At 62.7% G+C, this 18,500-nt stretch carries 14 protein-coding genes; 6 read left to right on the forward strand and 8 right to left on the reverse strand.

The genetic code is table 11. The features are described from left to right. Positions 1-37: 37 nt before the first annotated feature. Positions 38-1,444, reverse strand: a complete 1,407-nt coding sequence (dnaA, locus tag F3J24_RS14465) for a chromosomal replication initiator protein DnaA (protein ID WP_003060009.1) — start codon at positions 1,442-1,444, stop codon at positions 38-40. 516 nt (positions 1,445-1,960) lie between these two features. Between dnaA and rpmH the strand changes: the two genes are divergently transcribed. The 4 genes from rpmH (at position 1,961) to yidC (ending at position 4,722) form a co-directional block, all read left to right on the forward strand. Further along, positions 1,961-2,095 carry a 50S ribosomal protein L34 gene (gene rpmH / locus F3J24_RS14470; protein ID WP_003060014.1) on the forward strand — a complete coding sequence of 45 codons (135 nt, stop codon included), beginning with the start codon at positions 1,961-1,963 and terminating at the stop codon, positions 2,093-2,095. 64 nt (positions 2,096-2,159) lie between these two features. Then, a complete protein-coding gene (locus tag F3J24_RS14475) occupies positions 2,160-2,717 on the forward strand; it encodes a ribonuclease P protein component (protein ID WP_167007582.1) in 558 nt (185 codons plus the stop codon). Further along, positions 2,714-3,013, forward strand: a complete 300-nt coding sequence (yidD, locus tag F3J24_RS14480) for a membrane protein insertion efficiency factor YidD (protein WP_167007584.1) — start codon at positions 2,714-2,716, stop codon at positions 3,011-3,013. The genes F3J24_RS14475 and yidD overlap by 4 nt, the downstream gene beginning before the upstream one ends. After that, positions 3,010-4,722, forward strand: coding sequence for a membrane protein insertase YidC (gene yidC, locus F3J24_RS14485; RefSeq protein WP_019042631.1), 1,713 nt, complete (start codon positions 3,010-3,012; stop codon positions 4,720-4,722). The genes yidD and yidC overlap by 4 nt, the downstream gene beginning before the upstream one ends. Before the next feature lie 89 nt (positions 4,723-4,811). Here yidC and mnmE read toward each other — a convergent pair whose 3' ends face one another. Then, positions 4,812-6,239, reverse strand: coding sequence for a tRNA uridine-5-carboxymethylaminomethyl(34) synthesis GTPase MnmE (mnmE, locus tag F3J24_RS14490; RefSeq protein ID WP_167007587.1), 1,428 nt, complete (start codon positions 6,237-6,239; stop codon positions 4,812-4,814). 281 nt (positions 6,240-6,520) lie between these two features. Here mnmE and F3J24_RS14495 point away from each other — a divergent pair, with 281 nt between their 5' ends. Continuing rightward, positions 6,521-8,830, forward strand: a complete 2,310-nt coding sequence (locus tag F3J24_RS14495) for an NADP-dependent malic enzyme (protein WP_167007590.1) — start codon at positions 6,521-6,523, stop codon at positions 8,828-8,830. Positions 8,831-8,899: 69 nt separating this feature from the next. Here the strand turns inward: F3J24_RS14495 and F3J24_RS14500 are convergent, their stop codons facing one another. The 5 genes from F3J24_RS14500 to F3J24_RS14520 all read right to left on the reverse strand — a co-directional run bounded on the left by F3J24_RS14500 (position 8,900) and on the right by F3J24_RS14520 (position 14,643). Next, positions 8,900-9,091 carry a hypothetical protein gene (locus tag F3J24_RS14500; RefSeq protein ID WP_205244811.1) on the reverse strand — a complete coding sequence of 64 codons (192 nt, stop codon included), beginning with the start codon at positions 9,089-9,091 and terminating at the stop codon, positions 8,900-8,902. Between the two features lie 95 nt (positions 9,092-9,186). Further along, positions 9,187-9,954 carry a tyrosine-protein phosphatase gene (locus F3J24_RS14505; RefSeq protein ID WP_167007593.1) on the reverse strand — a complete coding sequence of 256 codons (768 nt, stop codon included), beginning with the start codon at positions 9,952-9,954 and terminating at the stop codon, positions 9,187-9,189. 155 nt (positions 9,955-10,109) lie between these two features. Beyond that, entirely contained in the window at positions 10,110-11,651 is a 1,542-nt protein-coding gene (locus F3J24_RS14510; RefSeq protein WP_167007596.1) for a class I adenylate-forming enzyme family protein, read from the reverse strand. Between the two features lie 13 nt (positions 11,652-11,664). After that, complete coding sequence (locus F3J24_RS14515) at positions 11,665-13,314, reverse strand: acyl-CoA dehydrogenase family protein (protein ID WP_167007599.1); 1,650 nt, start codon at positions 13,312-13,314, stop codon at positions 11,665-11,667. 84 nt (positions 13,315-13,398) lie between these two features. Next, the gene (locus F3J24_RS14520) at positions 13,399-14,643 is read right to left on the reverse strand and encodes a branched-chain amino acid ABC transporter substrate-binding protein (RefSeq protein WP_167007603.1); all 1,245 of its coding nucleotides are present in this window, start codon (positions 14,641-14,643) and stop codon (positions 13,399-13,401) included. A gap of 168 nt (positions 14,644-14,811) precedes the next feature. Between F3J24_RS14520 and F3J24_RS14525 the strand changes: the two genes are divergently transcribed. Further along, positions 14,812-15,405 (forward strand): TetR/AcrR family transcriptional regulator, encoded by a 594-nt coding sequence (locus tag F3J24_RS14525; RefSeq protein WP_167008233.1) that lies wholly within the window; start codon positions 14,812-14,814, stop codon positions 15,403-15,405. A gap of 64 nt (positions 15,406-15,469) precedes the next feature. Here the strand turns inward: F3J24_RS14525 and F3J24_RS14530 are convergent, their stop codons facing one another. Continuing rightward, positions 15,470-18,406, reverse strand: coding sequence for a DNA topoisomerase III (locus tag F3J24_RS14530; RefSeq protein WP_167007606.1), 2,937 nt, complete (start codon positions 18,404-18,406; stop codon positions 15,470-15,472). Positions 18,407-18,500: the final 94 nt, after the last annotated feature.

Here is an 18,500-nt window from a genome sequence, read left to right on the forward strand (position 1 = left end):
ATCTCTACGTCGGCGCGAGCAGATCGTGAACACGCTCTTAACCCTTGAGCGTTTGTTCCAGCACATGCAACTGCTGGTTCAACTCGGTGTTGGTCTGGCGCTCGCCTGCAATCTTGCGTACGGCGTGCAGCACGGTGGTGTGGTCGCGGCCGCCGAATAGCTCGCCGATCTCGGGCAGGCTTTTCTGCGTCAGCTCCTTGGCCAGGTACATGGCAATCTGGCGCGGCCGGGCAATGCTGGCCGGGCGCTTCTTGCTGTACATGTCGGCGACCTTGATCTTGTAGTAGTCAGCCACCGTCTTCTGGATGTTTTCCACAGAGATCTGGCGGTTCTGAATGCTGAGCAGATCGCGCAGCGCCTCGCGGGCCAGCTGGATCGACACTTCCTTCTGGTTGAAGCGCGAATAGGCCAGGATCTTGCGCAGCGCGCCTTCGAGCTCACGCACGTTGGAGCGCACGTTCTTGGCCACGAAGAAGGCGACTTCCTCGGGCATGTCGGCGTTCTCGGCGCGGGCCTTGTTGATCAGAATCGCCACGCGCATTTCCAGCTCGGGCGGCTCGATGGCCACCGTCAGGCCCGAGTCGAAACGCGAGACCAGGCGCTCGTGAATATTGGCCAGACCCTTGGGATAGGTGTCGGACGTCATCACGATATGGCTCTTCTTGGCCAGCAGGGCCTCGAAGGCGTTGAAGAACTCTTCCTGCGTGCGGTCCTTGTTGGCGAAGAACTGCACATCGTCGATCAGCAGCAGATCGAGCGAGTGGTAGCGTTCCTTGAACTCGTCAAAGGTGCGGCGCTGGTAGGCCTTGACCACATCCGACACAAACTGCTCGGCATGGATGTAGAGAATCTTGGCGTCGGGCTTGTCCTTGAGCAGCTGGTTACCCACAGCATGCACCAGGTGGGTCTTACCGAGGCCGACACCACCATAGATGAACAGCGGGTTGTAGAGATGACCGGGCGAGCCTGCCACATGCATGGCGGCCGAGCGCGCCATGCGGTTGGCCGTACCTTCGACCAGGGTCTCGAAGGTGAGAGCCGGGTTCAGGCGGGTGCGGAAAACCGGCGCACTGGCCTCTTCGCTGGTGACGGTGGGTACGGCGACATTGAGCGTCTGCGCAGCTGTCTGCTGCGTTGCAGATGGTGGGCGCACGTATGTACGCACAACGCTTTCACGCTGAGCAAGTGCTAACTCAAGGGTGACGGGCTGACCGTAGAGCGACTCCAGCATGGCCGAGATGCGGCCTGCATACTGGGCACGGATCCAGTCCAGCTTGAAGCGGTTGGCCACATAGACGGTGACCTTAGAAAAATCTTCTGCAACGAGTGCCGTCAGCGGCTTGATCCAGGTGTTGAATTGCTGCTCCGGCAGCTCCTGACCCAGTTGCTCAACGCAGACCTGCCACAGGGCCTGGCCTGCATCATTGGTTGGTTCCTCTGTCATTGTCAAAAGTCTAATTGTGGATAGGAGGAACAGTTACGGGGTTGGTATTGTAGCTTTTGCGGAAGTTATCCACAAAATATCAGGAGGCTGTCCCCGACTCCGGTGCGTAATAGGCTGCACATCCTAATAGATTAGGCAGCCTGTGGTTTGTAAAGAATCTCCGACCTCGGTGCAGGCTTGACGGTATCCTCATGAGTCCATAGCAAATTCAAGGGTCATTGCATCAAAAGCGCAACGCTGTGATAATCCCCGGTTTCCCTGAATGTGTTCAGGGTGATATGAGCCGGGCGCCTTTTTTGTGCGCGCGCGCCCAGCTGCTTTAGAACATGCAGAACATGTTTGCGGGCGCTGTGGCGGGTGCTTTGTTCCGTTTGTTGCCTTCTGGTCCGATGACATGCTTGGCATGTGAAAAAATATCGGGTTTGGCGGTGACAGTGTGCGGCGCAAAACCGGAATGGTCGGGCGCAAACATGGCGCCTTGCCGACGCAAATACTGAACCTTCTCAAGGAACCAACATGAAACGTACTTATCAACCTTCCAAGATCCGCCGCGCCCGTACCCACGGTTTCCTGGTCCGCATGAAGACCAAGGGTGGCCGTGCCGTGATCAACGCACGTCGCGCCAAGGGCCGCAAGCGTCTGGCCGTCTAAGGCCGGCGTTGGCTAGCGGTCTGCTCCTTCGCTGCGCTGAAGGCCTCTGAACGGAGGCTCTCCTATGCAAAGGCTGAAAACGCGTCCGCAATTCCAGGCCACCATGTCCGCGGGCACCATTGCCCGTACCCCGCACTTCGCCCTGCACCGTATGGAGCTGGCGGCCGAGGTTGCCGACATGGTTGCCAACCCCAGGACAGGGCCCGGATCGAGTGATCCGCAGGCCCTGTTTGGCATTGGTGCCGTGCGCAAGCAGGCCTGGCTGGGTGCCATGGTGCCCAAGCGCTGGGCACGCCGCTCGGTCACGCGCCACACCATCAAGCGCCAGATCTATGCGGTGTCCTCGGAGTACGAGGACGCCCTGCTGTGTGCTTCCTATGTGGTGCGCCTGCGCTCGGGGTTTGACCGTAAGCAATTCGTCAGTGCAACCTCGGATCAGCTCAAGGCAGCGGTCCGCACGGAACTGCAACAGCTTTTTGCGACCGGGGCACGCCGCCTGACGCAGGCCCGTCAGGCCGCTGCGGCGGAGGTGGATTTGAAGAAGAATTCGCCTCAAGCCCTTGATGGAAGAGCGCAAGAAGCTACTGATTCAATAGCTAATCAGCCGGAGAACCAGCCATGATGCAGCGACTGCTCATGACTGTGGTGCGTGGCTACAGGCTGCTGCTCAGTCCCTGGCTGGGGTCGGCCTGTCGTTTCGAGCCGACCTGCTCGGCCTATTCCCTTCAAGCGCTGGAGCAACACGGCGCTGCGGTAGGCTCTTATCTGACGGTGCGCCGGCTGGCGCGCTGTCATCCGTGGTGTGACGGAGGGCATGATCCCGTGCCACAGCAAAAGCCCAGGCTGTTTTCCTTTCTGGACAATGCCTCGGACTCTTCCGCGACCACCCAACCTTCCTCACCTAAGAAGTCTTCATGAACGATATTCGCCGCACCATACTGTGGGTGATATTTGGCTTTTCCATGGTTTTGCTCTGGGACAAGTGGCAAATCCATAACGGCAAAAAGCCCACCTTCTTCCCATCGCCGCAGACGGTCAGTGCACCTGCTGCGGCCGATGCCAAGCCTGCCGATGTCAGTGTTCCCCAGCCCGCCGCAGCCGCTTCTGCCGGCGATGTGCCCGGTGCTGCCAATGCTGCAGGCCAGCCCGCAGCAGCCGTGACGCCCCGTCAGGACGTGACCGTGGGCAGCGATGTCATGCGTCTGACCTTCGACAGCGAAGGCGGCACGCTCAAGCATTCCGAGCTGCTCAAGTACTCCGACACCGCGGATGACAAGAAGCTCATGCAGGTGTTCGAGGAAAACGCCAAGCGCGTCTACCTGGGACAGACCGGCCTGATCGGCGGCAACTTCCCCACGCACAAGACTCCCATGACCGTGATGCCCGGTGAGCGCGAGCTCAAGGACGGTCAGGACAGCGTGCAAGTGCGCTTCGAGTCCGCCGACCAGGGTGGCGTGAAGCTGGTCAAGACCTTCACGCTCAAGCGCGGCTCCTATGCCGTCGATGTGCAGCACGATGTGGTCAACACCGGCTCGACCGCCGTGAACCCCCAGCTGTACATGCAGCTGGTGCGCGACGGCAACAAGCCCGAGCATGAGTCCAGCTTCTATTCCACCTTCACCGGTCCTGCCGTCTATACCGACGCCAAGAAGTACCACAAGGTCGAGTTCAAGGACATCGAAAGCGGCAAGGCCGAGGTCGACAAGGCCTCTCCCAATGGCTTTGTGGCCATGGTGCAGCATTACTTCGCCAGCGCCTGGCTGCTGGCCGACGGCATCCAGCGCGACAACTTCGTGCGCAAGGTGGGTGACAACCTCTATGCCGTGGGCATGATCACGCCTGTGGGCACGGTGGAACCCGGCCAGACCAAGACCGTGAGCTCGCGCCTGTTCTCCGGTCCTCAGATCGAGCCCATGCTGGAAAAGCTCTCGCCCGGTCTGGAACTGGTCAAGGACTATGGCTGGTTGACGATTCTGGCCAAGCCGCTGTACTGGCTGCTGTCCGAGCTGCACAAGTTCATCGGCAACTGGGGCTGGTCCATCGTGGCCCTGGTGGTGCTGCTGAAGATCGCCTTCTACTGGCTCAACGCCAAGGCCTACTCCTCGATGGCCAAGATGAAGGCCATCAACCCCCGCATTCAGGAAATGCGCGAGCGTCTGAAGGACAAGCCCCAGCAGATGCAGCAGGAGATGATGCGCATCTACCGCGAGGAGAAGGTCAACCCCATGGGCGGCTGCCTGCCCATCATCATCCAGATCCCTGTCTTCATGGCTCTGTACTGGGTGCTGCAGTCCAGCGTGGAAATTCGCAACGCGCCCTGGATCGGCTGGATTCACGACCTTTCGGTGCCGGATCCCTTCTTCATCCTGCCACTGCTGATGACTCTGTCCTCGCTGCTGCAGACCGCCCTGAACCCCGCTCCTCCTGACCCCATGCAGGCCAAGATGATGTGGATCATGCCGCTGATGTTCAGCGTGATGTTCTTCTTCTTCCCCTCGGGTCTGGTGCTGTACTGGCTGACGAACAACATCTTGTCGATCGCTCAGCAGTGGATCATCAACAAGCGCATGGGCGTGCCGCCTCAGTTCAACCTGCCCAAGTTTGGCAAGGCTGCCGAAGGCAAGTAAGCACGGCGCCAGCGCCAACAAAAACGCCACCTGAAAAGGTGGCGTTTTTTCATGCCCGCTCGAACAAGGCGTCGGGCCGGCCTGCTGCCTTACTTGCCGATGCAGAAGCTGGAGAAGATGACCCCCAGCAGGTCGTCGGAGCTGAATTCGCCGGTGATTGAGTTCAGCGACAGCTGGGCCAGGCGCAGTTCCTCGGCCAGCAGATCCAGATGGGCGGATTGCGCCGCCAGCTGCTCGTCGGCCATCTCCAGGTGGGCATCCACGGCCTGCAGGGCCTCCACATGGCGGGCACGGGCCAGATACAGGCCCTCGGGCGCGGATTGCCAGCCCGCCACCTCCAGCAACCGCTTGCGCAGCGCATCCAGGCCGTCGCCAGTGCGGGCGGACAAGGCGATCTGCTGCGCATCCAGCTGGGCGGTGTGGCGGCTCTGTACGTCGGCAGCCGCCATATCGGTCTTGTTCCAGACATGGATGACAGGCACCTGGGCGGGCAGCCTGTCCTGCAGGGTGCGGGCGATATCGGCATCGGCTGCCGCATAGTCGGCCTGTTCCACGCGGGTCAGATCGTGCAGGAAGAGCACGGCATCGGCCGCTGCAATTTCGTCCCAGGCACGCGCAATGCCGATGCGCTCCACCTCGTCGTCGCTGTCACGCAGGCCTGCGGTGTCGATCACATGCAGGGGCACGCCCTCGATCTGGATCGTCTGCTGCACCTTGTCGCGCGTGGTTCCGGCAATCGGGGTGACGATGGCCAGCTCGGCACCTGCCAGCGCGTTGAGCAGCGAGCTTTTGCCCGCATTGGGCTGGCCGGCGATCACCACCTTGATGCCTTCGCGCAGCAGTGCGCCCTGGTGGGCGCGCGCCAGCACGGCAGTGACCTGGGCGCGCAGGCGCTCGAGTTGGCCAAAGGCATCGGCCTTCTGCAGAAAGTCGATTTCTTCCTCAGGGAAGTCCAGCGTGGCTTCCACCAGCATGCGCAGATGTACCAGGGCGTCGCGCAGCACATGGATTTCCTGCGAGAACGCGCCAGACAGAGAACGGCTGGCACTGCGCGCGGCGGCTTCTGTGCTGGCATCGATGAGGTCGGCAATCGCCTCGGCCTGGGCCAGGTCGATCTTGTCGTTGAGAAAGGCGCGCTCGGTGAACTCGCCGGGCTGGGCCAGACGCAGCCCTGTCAGCACCGGCTTGCCGTCCTCGCTGCCGCTCTGGGCGGCTTCCAGGCAGCGCGCCAGCAGCAGCTGCAGCACCACGGGACCGCCGTGGGCCTGCAGTTCCAGCACGTCTTCGCCGGTATAGCTGTGGGGGCCGGGAAAGTAGATGGCTAGGCCGTGGTCTATGGGCGAGCCGCCCGCATCCCTGAAGGGCAGATAAGTCGCTTCGCGCGGTTTCAGCTCCTTGCCGCAAAGCGTTCGCACCAGGGCCGCAAGACCTTTGCCTGAGACTCGAACAATGCCAACGGCTCCACGCCCGGGAGCGGTGGCGATGGCGGCAATCGGGTCGTTGTGGCGGGGCAGCATGGGCAGAAGCTTTCAGAGAGGCAGGCAAACAAAGGTCAACAAGAATCATATCTCCGCGCATCATGCAATATTTGCATAATGCTATGATTTCGTTTGCATCGCTATTGAACAGTCATGGCTGTTTGACCTTAAACGCCGAGCTGCAACCCCTCTTTTTTTGATAGCGCTCGGCCTACAATCCAAAATCCGATTTCATCGTCCGCAAGAACACAGGGGCCGGGTAATGTGCCCATAGAGAGTCCTTACTGCGGATGACTTACTTTGCGAGCTGGAGACCGCTGATGTCCGACACCAAGCCCATTACCTCGATTGATAAACGTGCGTTGCTGCGTCAGGCGGCACTGGAGTATCACGAGTTCCCCAAGCCCGGCAAGGTGGCCATCGCGGCAACCAAGCCCATGGCCAATCAGCATGATCTGGCGCTGGCCTACTCGCCCGGCGTGGCTGCGCCTTGCGAGGAAATCGTCAAGGACCCGGCTGCGGCCTTCAAATACACCAGCCGCGGCAACCTGGTGGGCGTGATCTCCAACGGCACGGCAGTGCTGGGCCTGGGCGACATCGGCGCGCTGGCCTCCAAGCCCGTGATGGAGGGCAAGGGCGTGCTGTTCAAGAAGTTCGCCGGCGTCGATGTGTTCGACATCGAAATCGACGAGAAGGACCCGCAAAAGCTGGTCGACGTGATTGCTGCGCTGGAGCCCACCTTCGGCGCCATCAACCTCGAAGACATCAAGGCGCCCGAGTGCTTCTTCGTGGAGCGCGAGCTGCGCAAGCGCATGAACATTCCCGTCTTCCACGACGACCAGCACGGCACGGCCATCACCGTGGCAGCGGCCATGGTCAATGCGCTCAAGGTCGCCGGCAAGAAGATCGAAGAGGTCAAGCTGGTGGCGTCGGGTGCCGGCGCCGCGGCGCTGGCCTGCCTGAACCTGCTGCTGGAAGTGGGTCTGAAGCGCGAGAACGTGTTCGTGACCGATATCGCCGGCGTGGTCTACGAGGGCCGTACCGAGCTGATGGACCCGGACAAGGCGCTGTTTGCCCAGAAGACCGAGCTGCGCACGCTGGGCGAAGTGATCGAGGGCGCTGACGCCTTCCTGGGCTTGTCCGCCGGCAATGTGCTCAAGCAGGACATGGTCAGGAAGATGGCGGCCAGGCCCATCATCTTCGCGCTGGCCAACCCCAACCCGGAAATCATTCCCGAAGATGTGAAGGCGGTGCGCGACGACGCCATCATCGCCACGGGCCGCACGGACTACCCCAACCAGGTCAACAACGTCCTGTGCTTCCCCTATATCTTCCGTGGTGCGCTGGACTGCGGTGCGACCACCATCACCACCTCGATGGAGATCGCCTGCGTGCACGCGATTGCCGAGCTGGCCCAGGCCGAGCAGTCCGAAGAAGTGGCCGCCGCCTATGTGGGCGAGGTGCTGAGCTTCGGTCCCGAATACCTGATTCCCAAGCCCTTCGATCCGCGCCTGATGCTGATCGTGGCGCCCGCCGTGGCGCAGGCTGCGGCCGAAGCCGGTGTGGCCAAGCGCCCCATCCAGGACATGGATGCCTACCGCGAGCATCTGAAGACCTTTGTCTACGCCTCCGGCACCATGATGAAGCCCATCGTGCATGCCGCCAAGAAGGCCACCAAGAAGCGCGTGGCCTATGCCGAGGGCGAGGAAGAGCGCATCCTGCGCGCAGCCCAGATCGTGGTGGACGAACGCATTGCGCGCCCGACACTGATCGGCCGTCCCGCCATCATCGCCCAGCGCATCGAGAAGTTCGGCCTGCGCATGAAGGAAGGTGCCGACTACGACGTGGTCAACGTCGAGCATGACGAGCGCTACCGCGACTTCTGGCAGAGCTACCACCGCATGACGGAGCGCAAGGGCATCACAGCGCCCATCGCCAAGATCGAAATGCGCCGCCGCCTGACGCTGATCGGCTCCATGCTGCTGCACAAGGGCGAGGTCGATGGCCTGATCTGCGGCACCTGGAACAACACCAATGTGCACCTGAACTACATCGACCAGGTCATCGGCAAGCGCAGCGGCGTCAACACCTATGCCTGCATGAACGGTTTGCTGCTGCCTGAGCGCCAGGTGTTCCTGGTCGACACCCACGTCAACTACGACCCCACGGCCGAGCAGCTGGCCGAGATCACCATCATGGCCGCCGAGGAAATGATGCGCTTCGGCATCAAGCCCAAGGCTGCGCTGCTGAGCCACTCCAACTTCGGCTCCAGCAACCAGCCCAGCGCCGTCAAGATGCGCCAGACCCTGGAGCTGCTGCGCGAGCAGGCGCCCTGGCTGGAAGTGGATGGCGAAATGCACGGCGATGTGGCCCTGGACGGCAAGGCCCGCGCCAAGCTCATGCCCAATAGCACGCTGCTGGGTGATGCCAACCTGCTGGTCTCGCCCAATATCGATGCTGCCAACATCAGCTACAACCTGCTCAAGCAGGCGGCCGGCGGCGGCATTGCCGTGGGCCCGGTGCTGCTGGGTGCGGCCAAGCCCGTGCACGTGCTGACGCCCAGCACCACGGTGCGCCGTATCGTGAACATGACGGCGCTGACCGTGGCCGACGCCAACGTCAGCCGTTAATTACGCGGCAAAAACAAAAGCCCGCCGTGCTTGGAGCACGGCGGGCTTTTTTGTGCCTTGCGGCGGGGCTTACCAGGTACGGCTGACGCCTGCGTCCACGGTGCCAAAGATTTCCACGCCGCCGGAGCTGCTGGAGCTGGAGGAGGCCGGCATGGTGCCGGAGCAGGCCGTCAGCACCAGCGTGGCGGCGGCTGCGGCCAGGGAGAGCCATTTGCGCATCTGCATTTCCTTGTCCGCATCCATTGCGGCTTGTGGTCCCATCGTAGCGGGCCCGGGATACCCTGCCGTAACAGCTTGTTATGCCTGAAATTGGGTTTAGCCTAGACAGAGAAAGCGTTAGCAGCTATCAAAGTTGATCAGGTCTCCAGATACAGCTCGGCCAGCCGCTCGCGCGCGGCGCCATCCACACCCAGCACCTCGCTCAGATAGCGGTCCACGCTGCCATGCTGGGCGCGCACCACATCGACCGAGGCCATCAGATAGGACGGCTGCACGCGCCACAGTGCATCCAGGGCCTCTTCGGACAGCTGGCCGTACATCTGGGTCGGGCGAACGAAGTACTGATTGGTCAGCAGATAGTCCTCCATGATCTGCTCCTCGTCCACGCCCAGCGCCGTCAGAAGCAGGGCCGCAGCCCAGCCCGTGCGGTCCTTGCCGGCAGTGCAGTGAAAGACCAGCGGCGCATCGCTGAGCTGCAGCAGTGCGAGGAACTGCGCAAAGCGATTGCCGTACACGTTCACAAAGCTGCGGTAGGTGTCGTGCATCAGCTCCTCGGTATCGCGGCTGCTGAGGTGGCGACCCTGCTCCATCATGGACTGGGCGCGCTGCACCACGGTGGGCTCGACCACCAGTGCATGGCGCTCGATCAGAGGCCAGGCATAGGAGAGATGTGCGCTTTCGCCTTCGCCGCGAAAGTCTGCGCTGCGGTGTATGCCCAGCTTTTGCAGCTGGTCCAGGTCCTGCTGTGTCAGATGCGCCAGATGCGCGGAGCGGTACAGCTTGCCCCATTGCAGGCGGCGGCCGTCCAGGCCCTGATATCCGCCCAGATCACGGAAGTTGGAGGCTCCCGAGAGGGAGACTTGGCGCGCGGGGCGCTCCGTCAGCAGGTCATGGTTCAGTTGCATACCAATGCTTATAGCGGATTGCAAAGACCCATCCATGTCATCCGTGTTACCCGGGTGCGGCACCAGGATCGCCGGTCCGAACGGAAAGCGCTGCATGGCCAATACATGCGGCGCCGAACCTGCCCGAGAGCCATCTTGCGACAGTGCCTTCGCGTTTAATGGCTGCTTGCACTGCCCCGCAGCATATGCTTGAGCAGCTTGCCGGTAGCGGTGCGCGGCAGTGTGTCACGGAACTCGAAGAGGCGTGGAATCTTGTAGCGCGCCAGCTGCGGGGCCATGAACTCGCGCAGAGTCTCCTGGTCCAGCAACTTGCCGGTCTTCAGGGTCAGCACGGCCACCACGGTCTCGCCCCATTCGGGATGGGGCCGGCCGATGACAGCAACGTCCTGCACGTCGGGGTGGGTACAGAGCACGTCTTCCACTTCCTTGGAATAGACGTTTTCGCCGCCCGTAACAATCATGTCCTTGAGCCTGTCCACGATATAGAGATAGCCGTCCGCATCCCTGCGCGCCAGATCGCCGCTGCGATACCAGCCCTGGTCGTTCAGTACCGCGGCCGTGGCCTCGGGGCTGTTCAGATAGCCCTGCATCATGGCGGCGGAGCGCAGGCAGATCTCGCCCACCTCGTCGGGGCCGCACGGGCTGCTATCCTGGCGGCGCAGTTCCAGTTCCACGCCGGGTATGGGGCTGCGACCGATGGAGCCTGGCTTGGTCAAGGCTTCTTCGGGATAGAGCACGGTGCCCAGCGGACCGGATTCGGTCATGCCATAGACCTGCATGAAGCGGTCGCTGCGATAGACCTGGGCCAGCTTGCGAACCATCTCCGCACCCAAGGGCCCGCCGCCATAGGCCCACAGACGCATGGCGCTGAAGTCGTAGCTGGCCACATCCGGCACCACGGCCAGCGGGGCCAGAAAGGCAATCGGCGCACCAAAGGTGAAGCTGATGCATTCGCGCTCCAGCGTCTCCAGAAACTCCCTGGGAGCGTATTCACGCATCAGCACCACGGTGCCGCCCATGAGCAAGGTGCCCAGGAACCAGTTGTTTAGCGGCGACGAGTGCCAGATGGGCATGGCGATCAGCGTGCGCTCCTTGGGCGACAGCGAGGTGGCTGCCGCTGCACAAAGCGCCGAATGGAAGACATTGGCATGGCTGTGCAGGCAGCCTTTTGGCTGGCCTGTGGTGCCCGAGGTATAGAGGATTTCGGCCAGTGCGTCCGGTGCCGGATGGCCGTGCTCGTCGCTGCAGGGTGTGACCTGCGCCAGCAACTCGTCGAAAGAGTCCACGCCTTCGGCGGCAGAAGCCGTGCTCAGCCACCGCAGTTCTGCTGCCGGCTGCAGTTCGGTCTGGACCACTGCGATCAGCGATGCGCGCGTTCCATCCACAATGCACAGCCGTGCGCCACAGTGGCGCAGGATGTAGGCGACTTCCGGGGCCTGCAGCTTGTGGTTGATGGGCACGACGGCGGCGCCCAGCCGCCAGGCACCGAATAGGGCGAACACAAAACCCGGGGTGTTGAAGCACAGCAGACCTAGCTTGTCGCCCCGGCGAATGCCTTGCGCGCGGAGCACGGCAGCGGCGCGATGGCTGGCCTCGGCCAGTGCGGCATAGCTCCAGTCCTGGCCGTCGGCGCGCAGTGCCAGTTTTTCGGGGCGCGTGCGCGCCTGCTGGTCGAGCAGGGAAATGAAATTCATCATGGCTGACGTTCCCTCAACCTGTCCATGCATTGCGCAGCAGGGCAGTCGGGTCGCTGCTGCCGCAGGCAACACCGGCCACCGGGCCCCAGTCCGGGTCGAAGCGGCTACCGAGGAAGGCCGCAGCACTGTCGTTGTCCGCATGTTGGAGCATCAGCGTGGCCTGCACCGTGAGGGCCAGGCGCTGGGTGAAGCGGCGCGCTTCGCGCTCCAGATCCTGAGGCGGCAGCATGATGGCCTGGCGCAGCTTGTCCACCTGTGCGCGCAGCACGGCTTCCTCTGCACCCACTTGCTGCAGATGGTCCAGCAGCAAATGGGCGTCGTCGGGGTTGCGGGCAATGGCGCGCAGCACATCCAGGCACATGACGTTGCCCGAACCTTCCCAGATGGAGTTGACGGGGGCTTCGCGGAACAAGCGCCCCATGGGACCGGTCTCCACATAGCCATTACCTCCGAAGACTTCCATGGCTTCGCCGGTATAGCCCACGGCGCGCTTGCAGTTCCAGAACTTGGCGGCAGGCGTGACGATGCGGCGCCAGGCCTGATCCAGCGGGTCTTCGGAGCCAAAGCGTGCGGCCAGATCCATGGCCAGCCAGGTAGCGGCTTCGGATTCCAGTGCCATATCGGCCAGCAGGCCGGTCATCACCGGCTGCTCGGCCAGCGGCAGACCGAAGGCATGGCGGTTGCGGGTGTAGTGAAGGGCCTGCACCAGGGCCTGACGCATAAAGCCGGCACTGGACAGCGCGCAGTCCAGACGGGTGTAGGTGGCCATTTCGATGATGGTGGAAATGCCCCGGCCTTCCTGGCCGATAAGCACGCCCCAGGCGTTGTCGAACTCCACTTCGCTGCTGCTGTTGGAGCGGTTGCCCACCTTGTCCTTGAGGCGCTGGATGTGAATGGCGTTCTTGCTGCCGTCGGGCCGCCAGCGCGGCACGAAAAAGCAGGTGGGACCGCGCTCCTCGGTCTTGGCCAGCACCAGATGTCCGTCGCACATGGGGGCCGAAAAGAACCATTTGTGGCCGGTGATCAGAAATTCCTCGCCCCAGGGGCCGTTGCTGCCCGATGGGTTCAGCGCTACGGCACGTGTGGTGTTGCTGCGCACATCGCTGCCGCCCTGGCGCTCCGTCATGCCCATGCCCACGGTGATGGAGCGCTTGTCATGGGCGGGGATGTCGCGTGCGTCGTAGTCGGTGGACTCCAGCAGCGGCCCCAGCACAGCGTTGAGTTGCGGGTTGATGCGCACCAGCGGAATGCTGGCCTTGGTCATGGTGGTCGGGCAGGTCGAGCCGGACTCGATCTGGCTGTGCATGAACAGCGACGCGCCATAGGCTGGCCAGGCCGTCTGCCGCTGGTCGGTGAAGGGCAGGTTGGAGATGCCGTTGTGCCGTGCAATCGTCATCATCTGATGCCATGCGGGGTGAAAGCGCACCTGGTCGATACGGTCGCCTGTGGGGGAGTGCGTGTGCAACTCGGGTTCGAAGTGGTTGGCGTCTTGCGCAGCGCGCAGCGTGGCTTCGGCGCCATATTCCGCACCCTGGCGTTGCAGCTCCGGATCGCGCCACTGTGCGCCTGCGCGCCTTACTGCACGCTGCAGCACCGGGTCGCTGGCATAGACGTTGTAGTCCTTGAGCTCCGGAACCTGGTTATGAGGATGAATGCCGGTCATGATGTCTCTTCCTTCGGAGGTGGGTGGCCCTGTTCGCAGAGGGCGCAGGGCGTTGTGATTTCTAGGGTGCGCCAGGCAGGCGGTTCAGGAGGGCCGCTTCATGTTGCAGCTGGTGTCCAGGCTGGATGCCTGCGCGGAAACCGTGCTGACGGGCTTCCATCCCAGGCCCGTTCCTTCCTGGTCATGCACCACGGTCTTGCCGTCCACTTTTTCCCAGCTCAGCACATGGATGGGTTGCTGTGCCTGGTGATCGCCTCTGCGCATTTCTACAGGGCCGTTGAGGCCTTCGAAGCGCATGCCCGACATCCTGGCCGCCACGGCGGCAGGTTCCACGGACTTGGCCTCGCGCATGGCCTGGGCCAGCATCAGCATAGCGTTGTGACCCAGGCCGTTGATGAAGTCCTCGTTGAACTGGCGCTTGAAGCCCGGCAGCAGCGAATCGCTGGCCAGAGGCTGGGAGTTGGGGCTGAAGGCGGAGATCAGCTTGACCCGGCCCTGTCCTGCTGCGCCCATGGCGCTGGGCACGCCAAAGTTGTTGCCGTTGAGGGTGTAGAAGTCCGTGTTCAGACCCGCTTCGCGCGCAGCCCGCACGATCAGCGCCAGATCGGCACCGAAGTCCGCAGTGATGACGGCATCGGCTCCGGATTGCTTGATCTTGGCGATATAGGGCGAGTAATCCTTGACCTGTCCTAGAGGGTGAAAGTCATCGCCAACGATCTTCAGGTCGGGGCGCTTGGCCGCCAGCATGCTGCGCGCGGCACGCGAGACTTCCTGGCCATAGGCATAGTTGGGGTTGAGCAGAAAGACCTGTTTCACCTGCTTTTGCCCGGCCAGGTAGGAGGTCAGCGCGGCCACCTTCATGTCCGAATTCGCATCGGTGCGGAAATGCCAGTAGCTGCACTTGGCATTGGTCATCTGCGGCGCCTGGGCTGCATAGTTCAGGTAGATGATTTCCTTGCCGGGGTTGCGGCTGTTGTGCTTTTCGATGGCCTCTTGCAGCGCCAGGCCCACGGCCGAGGAGCTGGCGCCCTGCACCACGTAGCGGATGTTCTGTCCGATGATGGAGTTGAGCTGGCTCAGCGCCTCCTGCGCGGAAAGGCGGTTGTCGAAGGGCACGATTTCGAACCTGGTGGCACCGGCCCAGCCTTGCTCGTTGGCAAGCTTGGCGCTGTACTGAAAGCTCTTGAGCACGTTCAGGCCCAGCCCCGCCATGGGGCCGCTCATGGCATCCAGCGAGGCAATCTTCACGACCGTGGCGGGCTGTGCGTGAGCGAACGAGGCGCAGGCCAGCGCTACTGCCGCCAAGGGGAAGGAAATACGAGGGTGCATGCTTGTCTCCGTTCTCTCATCAGAATTTTTTATTCACCAGGCCGCAATGCACAATGGCATCGAAGTACCTGTCAAAAATTCTAGGAACCCGTGCAAAAAAGGTGTTCGGATTTGGCCAGCATGAAATCACGCACCCCTTCCGCCGCGACAGCAGGGCGTCGCCGCCCTCTGCAGTCACGTGCACGGCATACGTTTCAGGCCTTGCAGGACGCCTTTGTTCGGCTTTTGCTTGAGCGCAGCTACGCGGAAATCACCATGCGCGAGATCGCCCTGGTGGCAGGCACCGGGCTGGGCAGCTTTTACGAGTACTTCTCGGGCAAGGAAGACCTGGCCAGGGTTTGCCTGCATCTGCGCTCCAAGTCACTGCTGCTGGGCATTCGCGGCGTGACCAGCAGCCATGCAGGCCAGCCGCTGATGCAGATTGCCGAGGCAGTCGTGGAGTCACAGCTGCAGGCGCACCGCGAGCGGGCAGATGAATGGGGTGCCCACTATCTGTTGGAGCGCCACTACTCCACTTCTGCGGCCTACCGGAAGATGTTCGAGCGCTTTGTGGACGCCTGGGCAGCAGCCATGGAGCAGGCCGCCGATCTGCCCCCGGACTACCCGGTGCGCGATGCAGCACGGGTGTGCCAGTGCATTCTGTACGGCCTGTTCAACCACAGCTATCTGGCCACCGATGTCCCGCCTGATCTGGACTTGCTGCGCCTGCGCGCCAACACGGCCATATCTGCGTATCTGAGCGCCTTGCGCGGCGCTGCCTGAAAAGAAAAGACCGCCAGCGGCAAGCCGTGGCGGTCTTTTTGTGCGGGGGAGGCAGGGCTGTCGATCAGCTCACATGCTTGCCCACAATGCCGGCCAGCTCGAACATGCTGATCTGCTCCTTGCCGAACACCGGCTTGAGCTTGGCGTCGGCGTTGATGGCGCGCTTGTCCTTGGCATCCTGCAGGCCGTTGGCCTTGATGTAGTCCCAGAGCTTCTTGATCACGTCGGGGCGCGAGGTGGGTTCGCTGCCGATCACGGCGGCCAGATCGGCGCTGGGCTTGAGCGTGGCGCTCACGGTGCGGGGCTTCTTCACCGCAGCGGTCTTGGTCGTCGCCTTGGTCGCTGTCTTGGCGGCGGTCTTCTTGGCTGCCGTGCCTGTCTTCTTGGCGGCAGCCGTCGTGGTCTTGGCCGCCGCTGCGCCAGCCGTCTTGCGCGCCGGGTATTTGCCTTCGCGCTGCTCGAACTCGAAGTTCACCTTGCCCGCAGCGCCGTCCCAGACCAGGAAGGCCTTGAAGTTACGGCGCGTGCGGTTGGAGACAAACTTCTCCAGCAGATCGGTCTTGCCGGTCTGCAGCAGCTTGGTCATCTGCTCGCGCTCGATGGGCTGCTGCAGAATGATCTGGCCGCTCTTGAAGTCACAGCTGGGCGTGGCCTGGGCCAGCGTGGGCACGGCCTTGGAGCAGACATAGTTGGCGCCATGCTCGAAGACGGGCGAGCCGCACTTGGGGCAGGGGCCCAGGCTTTGCTGGTGGGCAAAGTCCACGATCTCGCCCGTGTCCTCGGAGTCCTTGTCGTCGCCGAAGTCGAATTCCAGCTTGAAGTTGCTGTTTTCCTCGTCACGCACGATGGCGACTTCGGCCACAAACGGCCAGCCGGCCTTGGAGCGGAAGCCTTCCAGCGGGCCGATACGGCGCTCGCGCAGCAGCTGCTCGGCCTCGGCTGTCTCGAAGGTGCGGCCGGCAGGGGACTTGGTGAACGAGAAGCCGCAGCCTTCGCTGGCACCATTGGCGCCCGTGCAGGCGTAGCGGCGGTAGTTTTCCTTGACCACGCCGCCGCAGTTGGGGCAGGGCGTGGAAAGGGTCGCGTAGTCACCGGGAATGGTGTCGCGGTCGTATTCCTTGGCCTTCTTGACCAGCTTCTCGGTCATGGCCTGGATCTGCTGCATGAAGGCTTCGCGCGAGAGCTGGCCTTTTTCCATCTGCGACAGCTTGAATTCCCATTCGCCGGTCAGGTCGGCGCGGCACAGTTCCTCGACTTCCAGACCGCGCAGCAGCGTCATCAGCTGGAAGGCCTTGGCCGTGGGGATCAGCTCGCGGCCTTCGCGCAGCATGTATTTTTCCGTCAGCAGGCCCTCGATGATGGCTGCGCGCGTGGCTGGCGTGCCCAGGCCTTTTTCCTGCATGGCTTCGCGCAGCTCGTCGTCGTCGATCTGCTTGCCAGCGCTTTCCATGGCGCCCAGCAGCGTGGCTTCGGAGTAGCGTGCCGGCGGCTTGGTCTTGAGGCCCTTGACATCGGCGTGGTGGGTGCGCGGCTGCTCGCCGGGCTTCACGGCCACCAGGGGCTGGCCCTTGTCGCCTTCCTTGGCATCCTCCACCTCGTTGGCGGCTTCCTTGCCGTAGATGGCCAGCCAGCCCGGCTTGACCAGCACCTTGCCCTCGGTCTTGAAGCTGTGCTGCTCCACCTTGCTGATGCGCGTGGTGACCTGGTATTCGGCGCTGGGGAAGAACACGGCCATGAAGCGGCGCACGACCAGGTCGTACAGCTTCTGTTCGGCTTCCGACAGGCCGGAAGGGGCCTGTGTGGTCGGAATGATGGCAAAGTGATCCGACACCTTGCTGTTATCGAACACGCGCTTGGTGGGGCGGATGTAGTTGTCGTTGATGGCCTGCTGGGCAAAGGGCGCCAGATGGCGCATGCCGCTGGTGGCCAGCATGTCGAAGGTCTGGCGCGCCACGGGCAGATAGTCCTCGGGCAGGGCGCGCGAGTCGGTACGCGGGTAGGTCAGGGCCTTGTGGCGTTCGTACAGGCTTTGCGCCAGCGCCAGCGTGGTCTTGGCCGAGAAGCCGAACTTGCCGTTGGCCTCGCGCTGCAGGCTGGTCAGGTCGAACAGCAGGGGCGAGGCCTGCGTGGTGGGCTTGCTTTCCTCGGTGACGGTGGCCGGCTTGCCCTGGACGGCGGCGGCAATCGCTTCGGCCTCGGCCTTGTTCCACAGGCGGTCGGCCTTGGCCTCGGCATCGTCCGATTTCTTCCACTGCGGGTTGAACCACTTGCCCAGGTACTGGCCGGCCTGGGCGTCGAAAGTGCCATGCACTTCCCAGTAGTCGCGGCTCACGAACTGGCGGATCTTTTCCTCGCGCTCCACCACCAGGGACAGGGTGGGCGTCTGCACACGACCCACGGTGGTCAGGAAGAAGCCGCCGTCGCGCGAGTTGAAGGCCGTCATGGCACGCGTGCCGTTGATGCCCACCAGCCAGTCGGCTTCGGAGCGGCTGCGCGCGGCGCTGGCCAGGCCTTGCATCTGGGCATCGCTGCGCAGATTGTTGAAGCCGTCACGAATCGCCTGCGGCGTCATGGATTGCAGCCACAGTCGCTTGACGGGCTTGCCCAGACCGCCCTTGGCACCGCCCGCGTACTGCTCGATCAGGCGGAAGATCAGCTCGCCCTCGCGGCCCGCGTCACAGGCGTTGATGAGTTCGGTCACATCCTTGCGCTTGGCCTGCTTGACCACGGCGTTCAGGCGGGTCTTGGTCTTGTCCACGGGCTTGAGGTCGAAGCGCGGGGGGATGACCGGCAGGTTGGCGAAACTCCATTTGCCGCGCTTGACGTCGAATTCTTCGGGCGCCTGAATTTCCACCAGGTGGCCGACCGCACTGGTCACCACATAGCTGTCGGATTCGAAATAGTCATCGTGTTTTTCAAACTTGCCTGCCACCGGGGTCAGCGCACGGACGATGTCCTGTGCGACAGAAGGCTTTTCTGCAATCACCAGGGTTTTAGTCATTGTGTGTTCTCGTCGTCATTAACCACCTGAACCCGAATCGAAACTCAGGCTCATACAATTCGCTTCTCACGCGCGCGCATGCGCACATGTGTGC

Origin of the sequence: Comamonas sp. Tr-654 (assembly GCF_011752915.1) — a bacterium.
In the GTDB taxonomy this organism is placed as follows: Bacteria; Pseudomonadota; Gammaproteobacteria; order Burkholderiales; family Burkholderiaceae_C; genus Comamonas.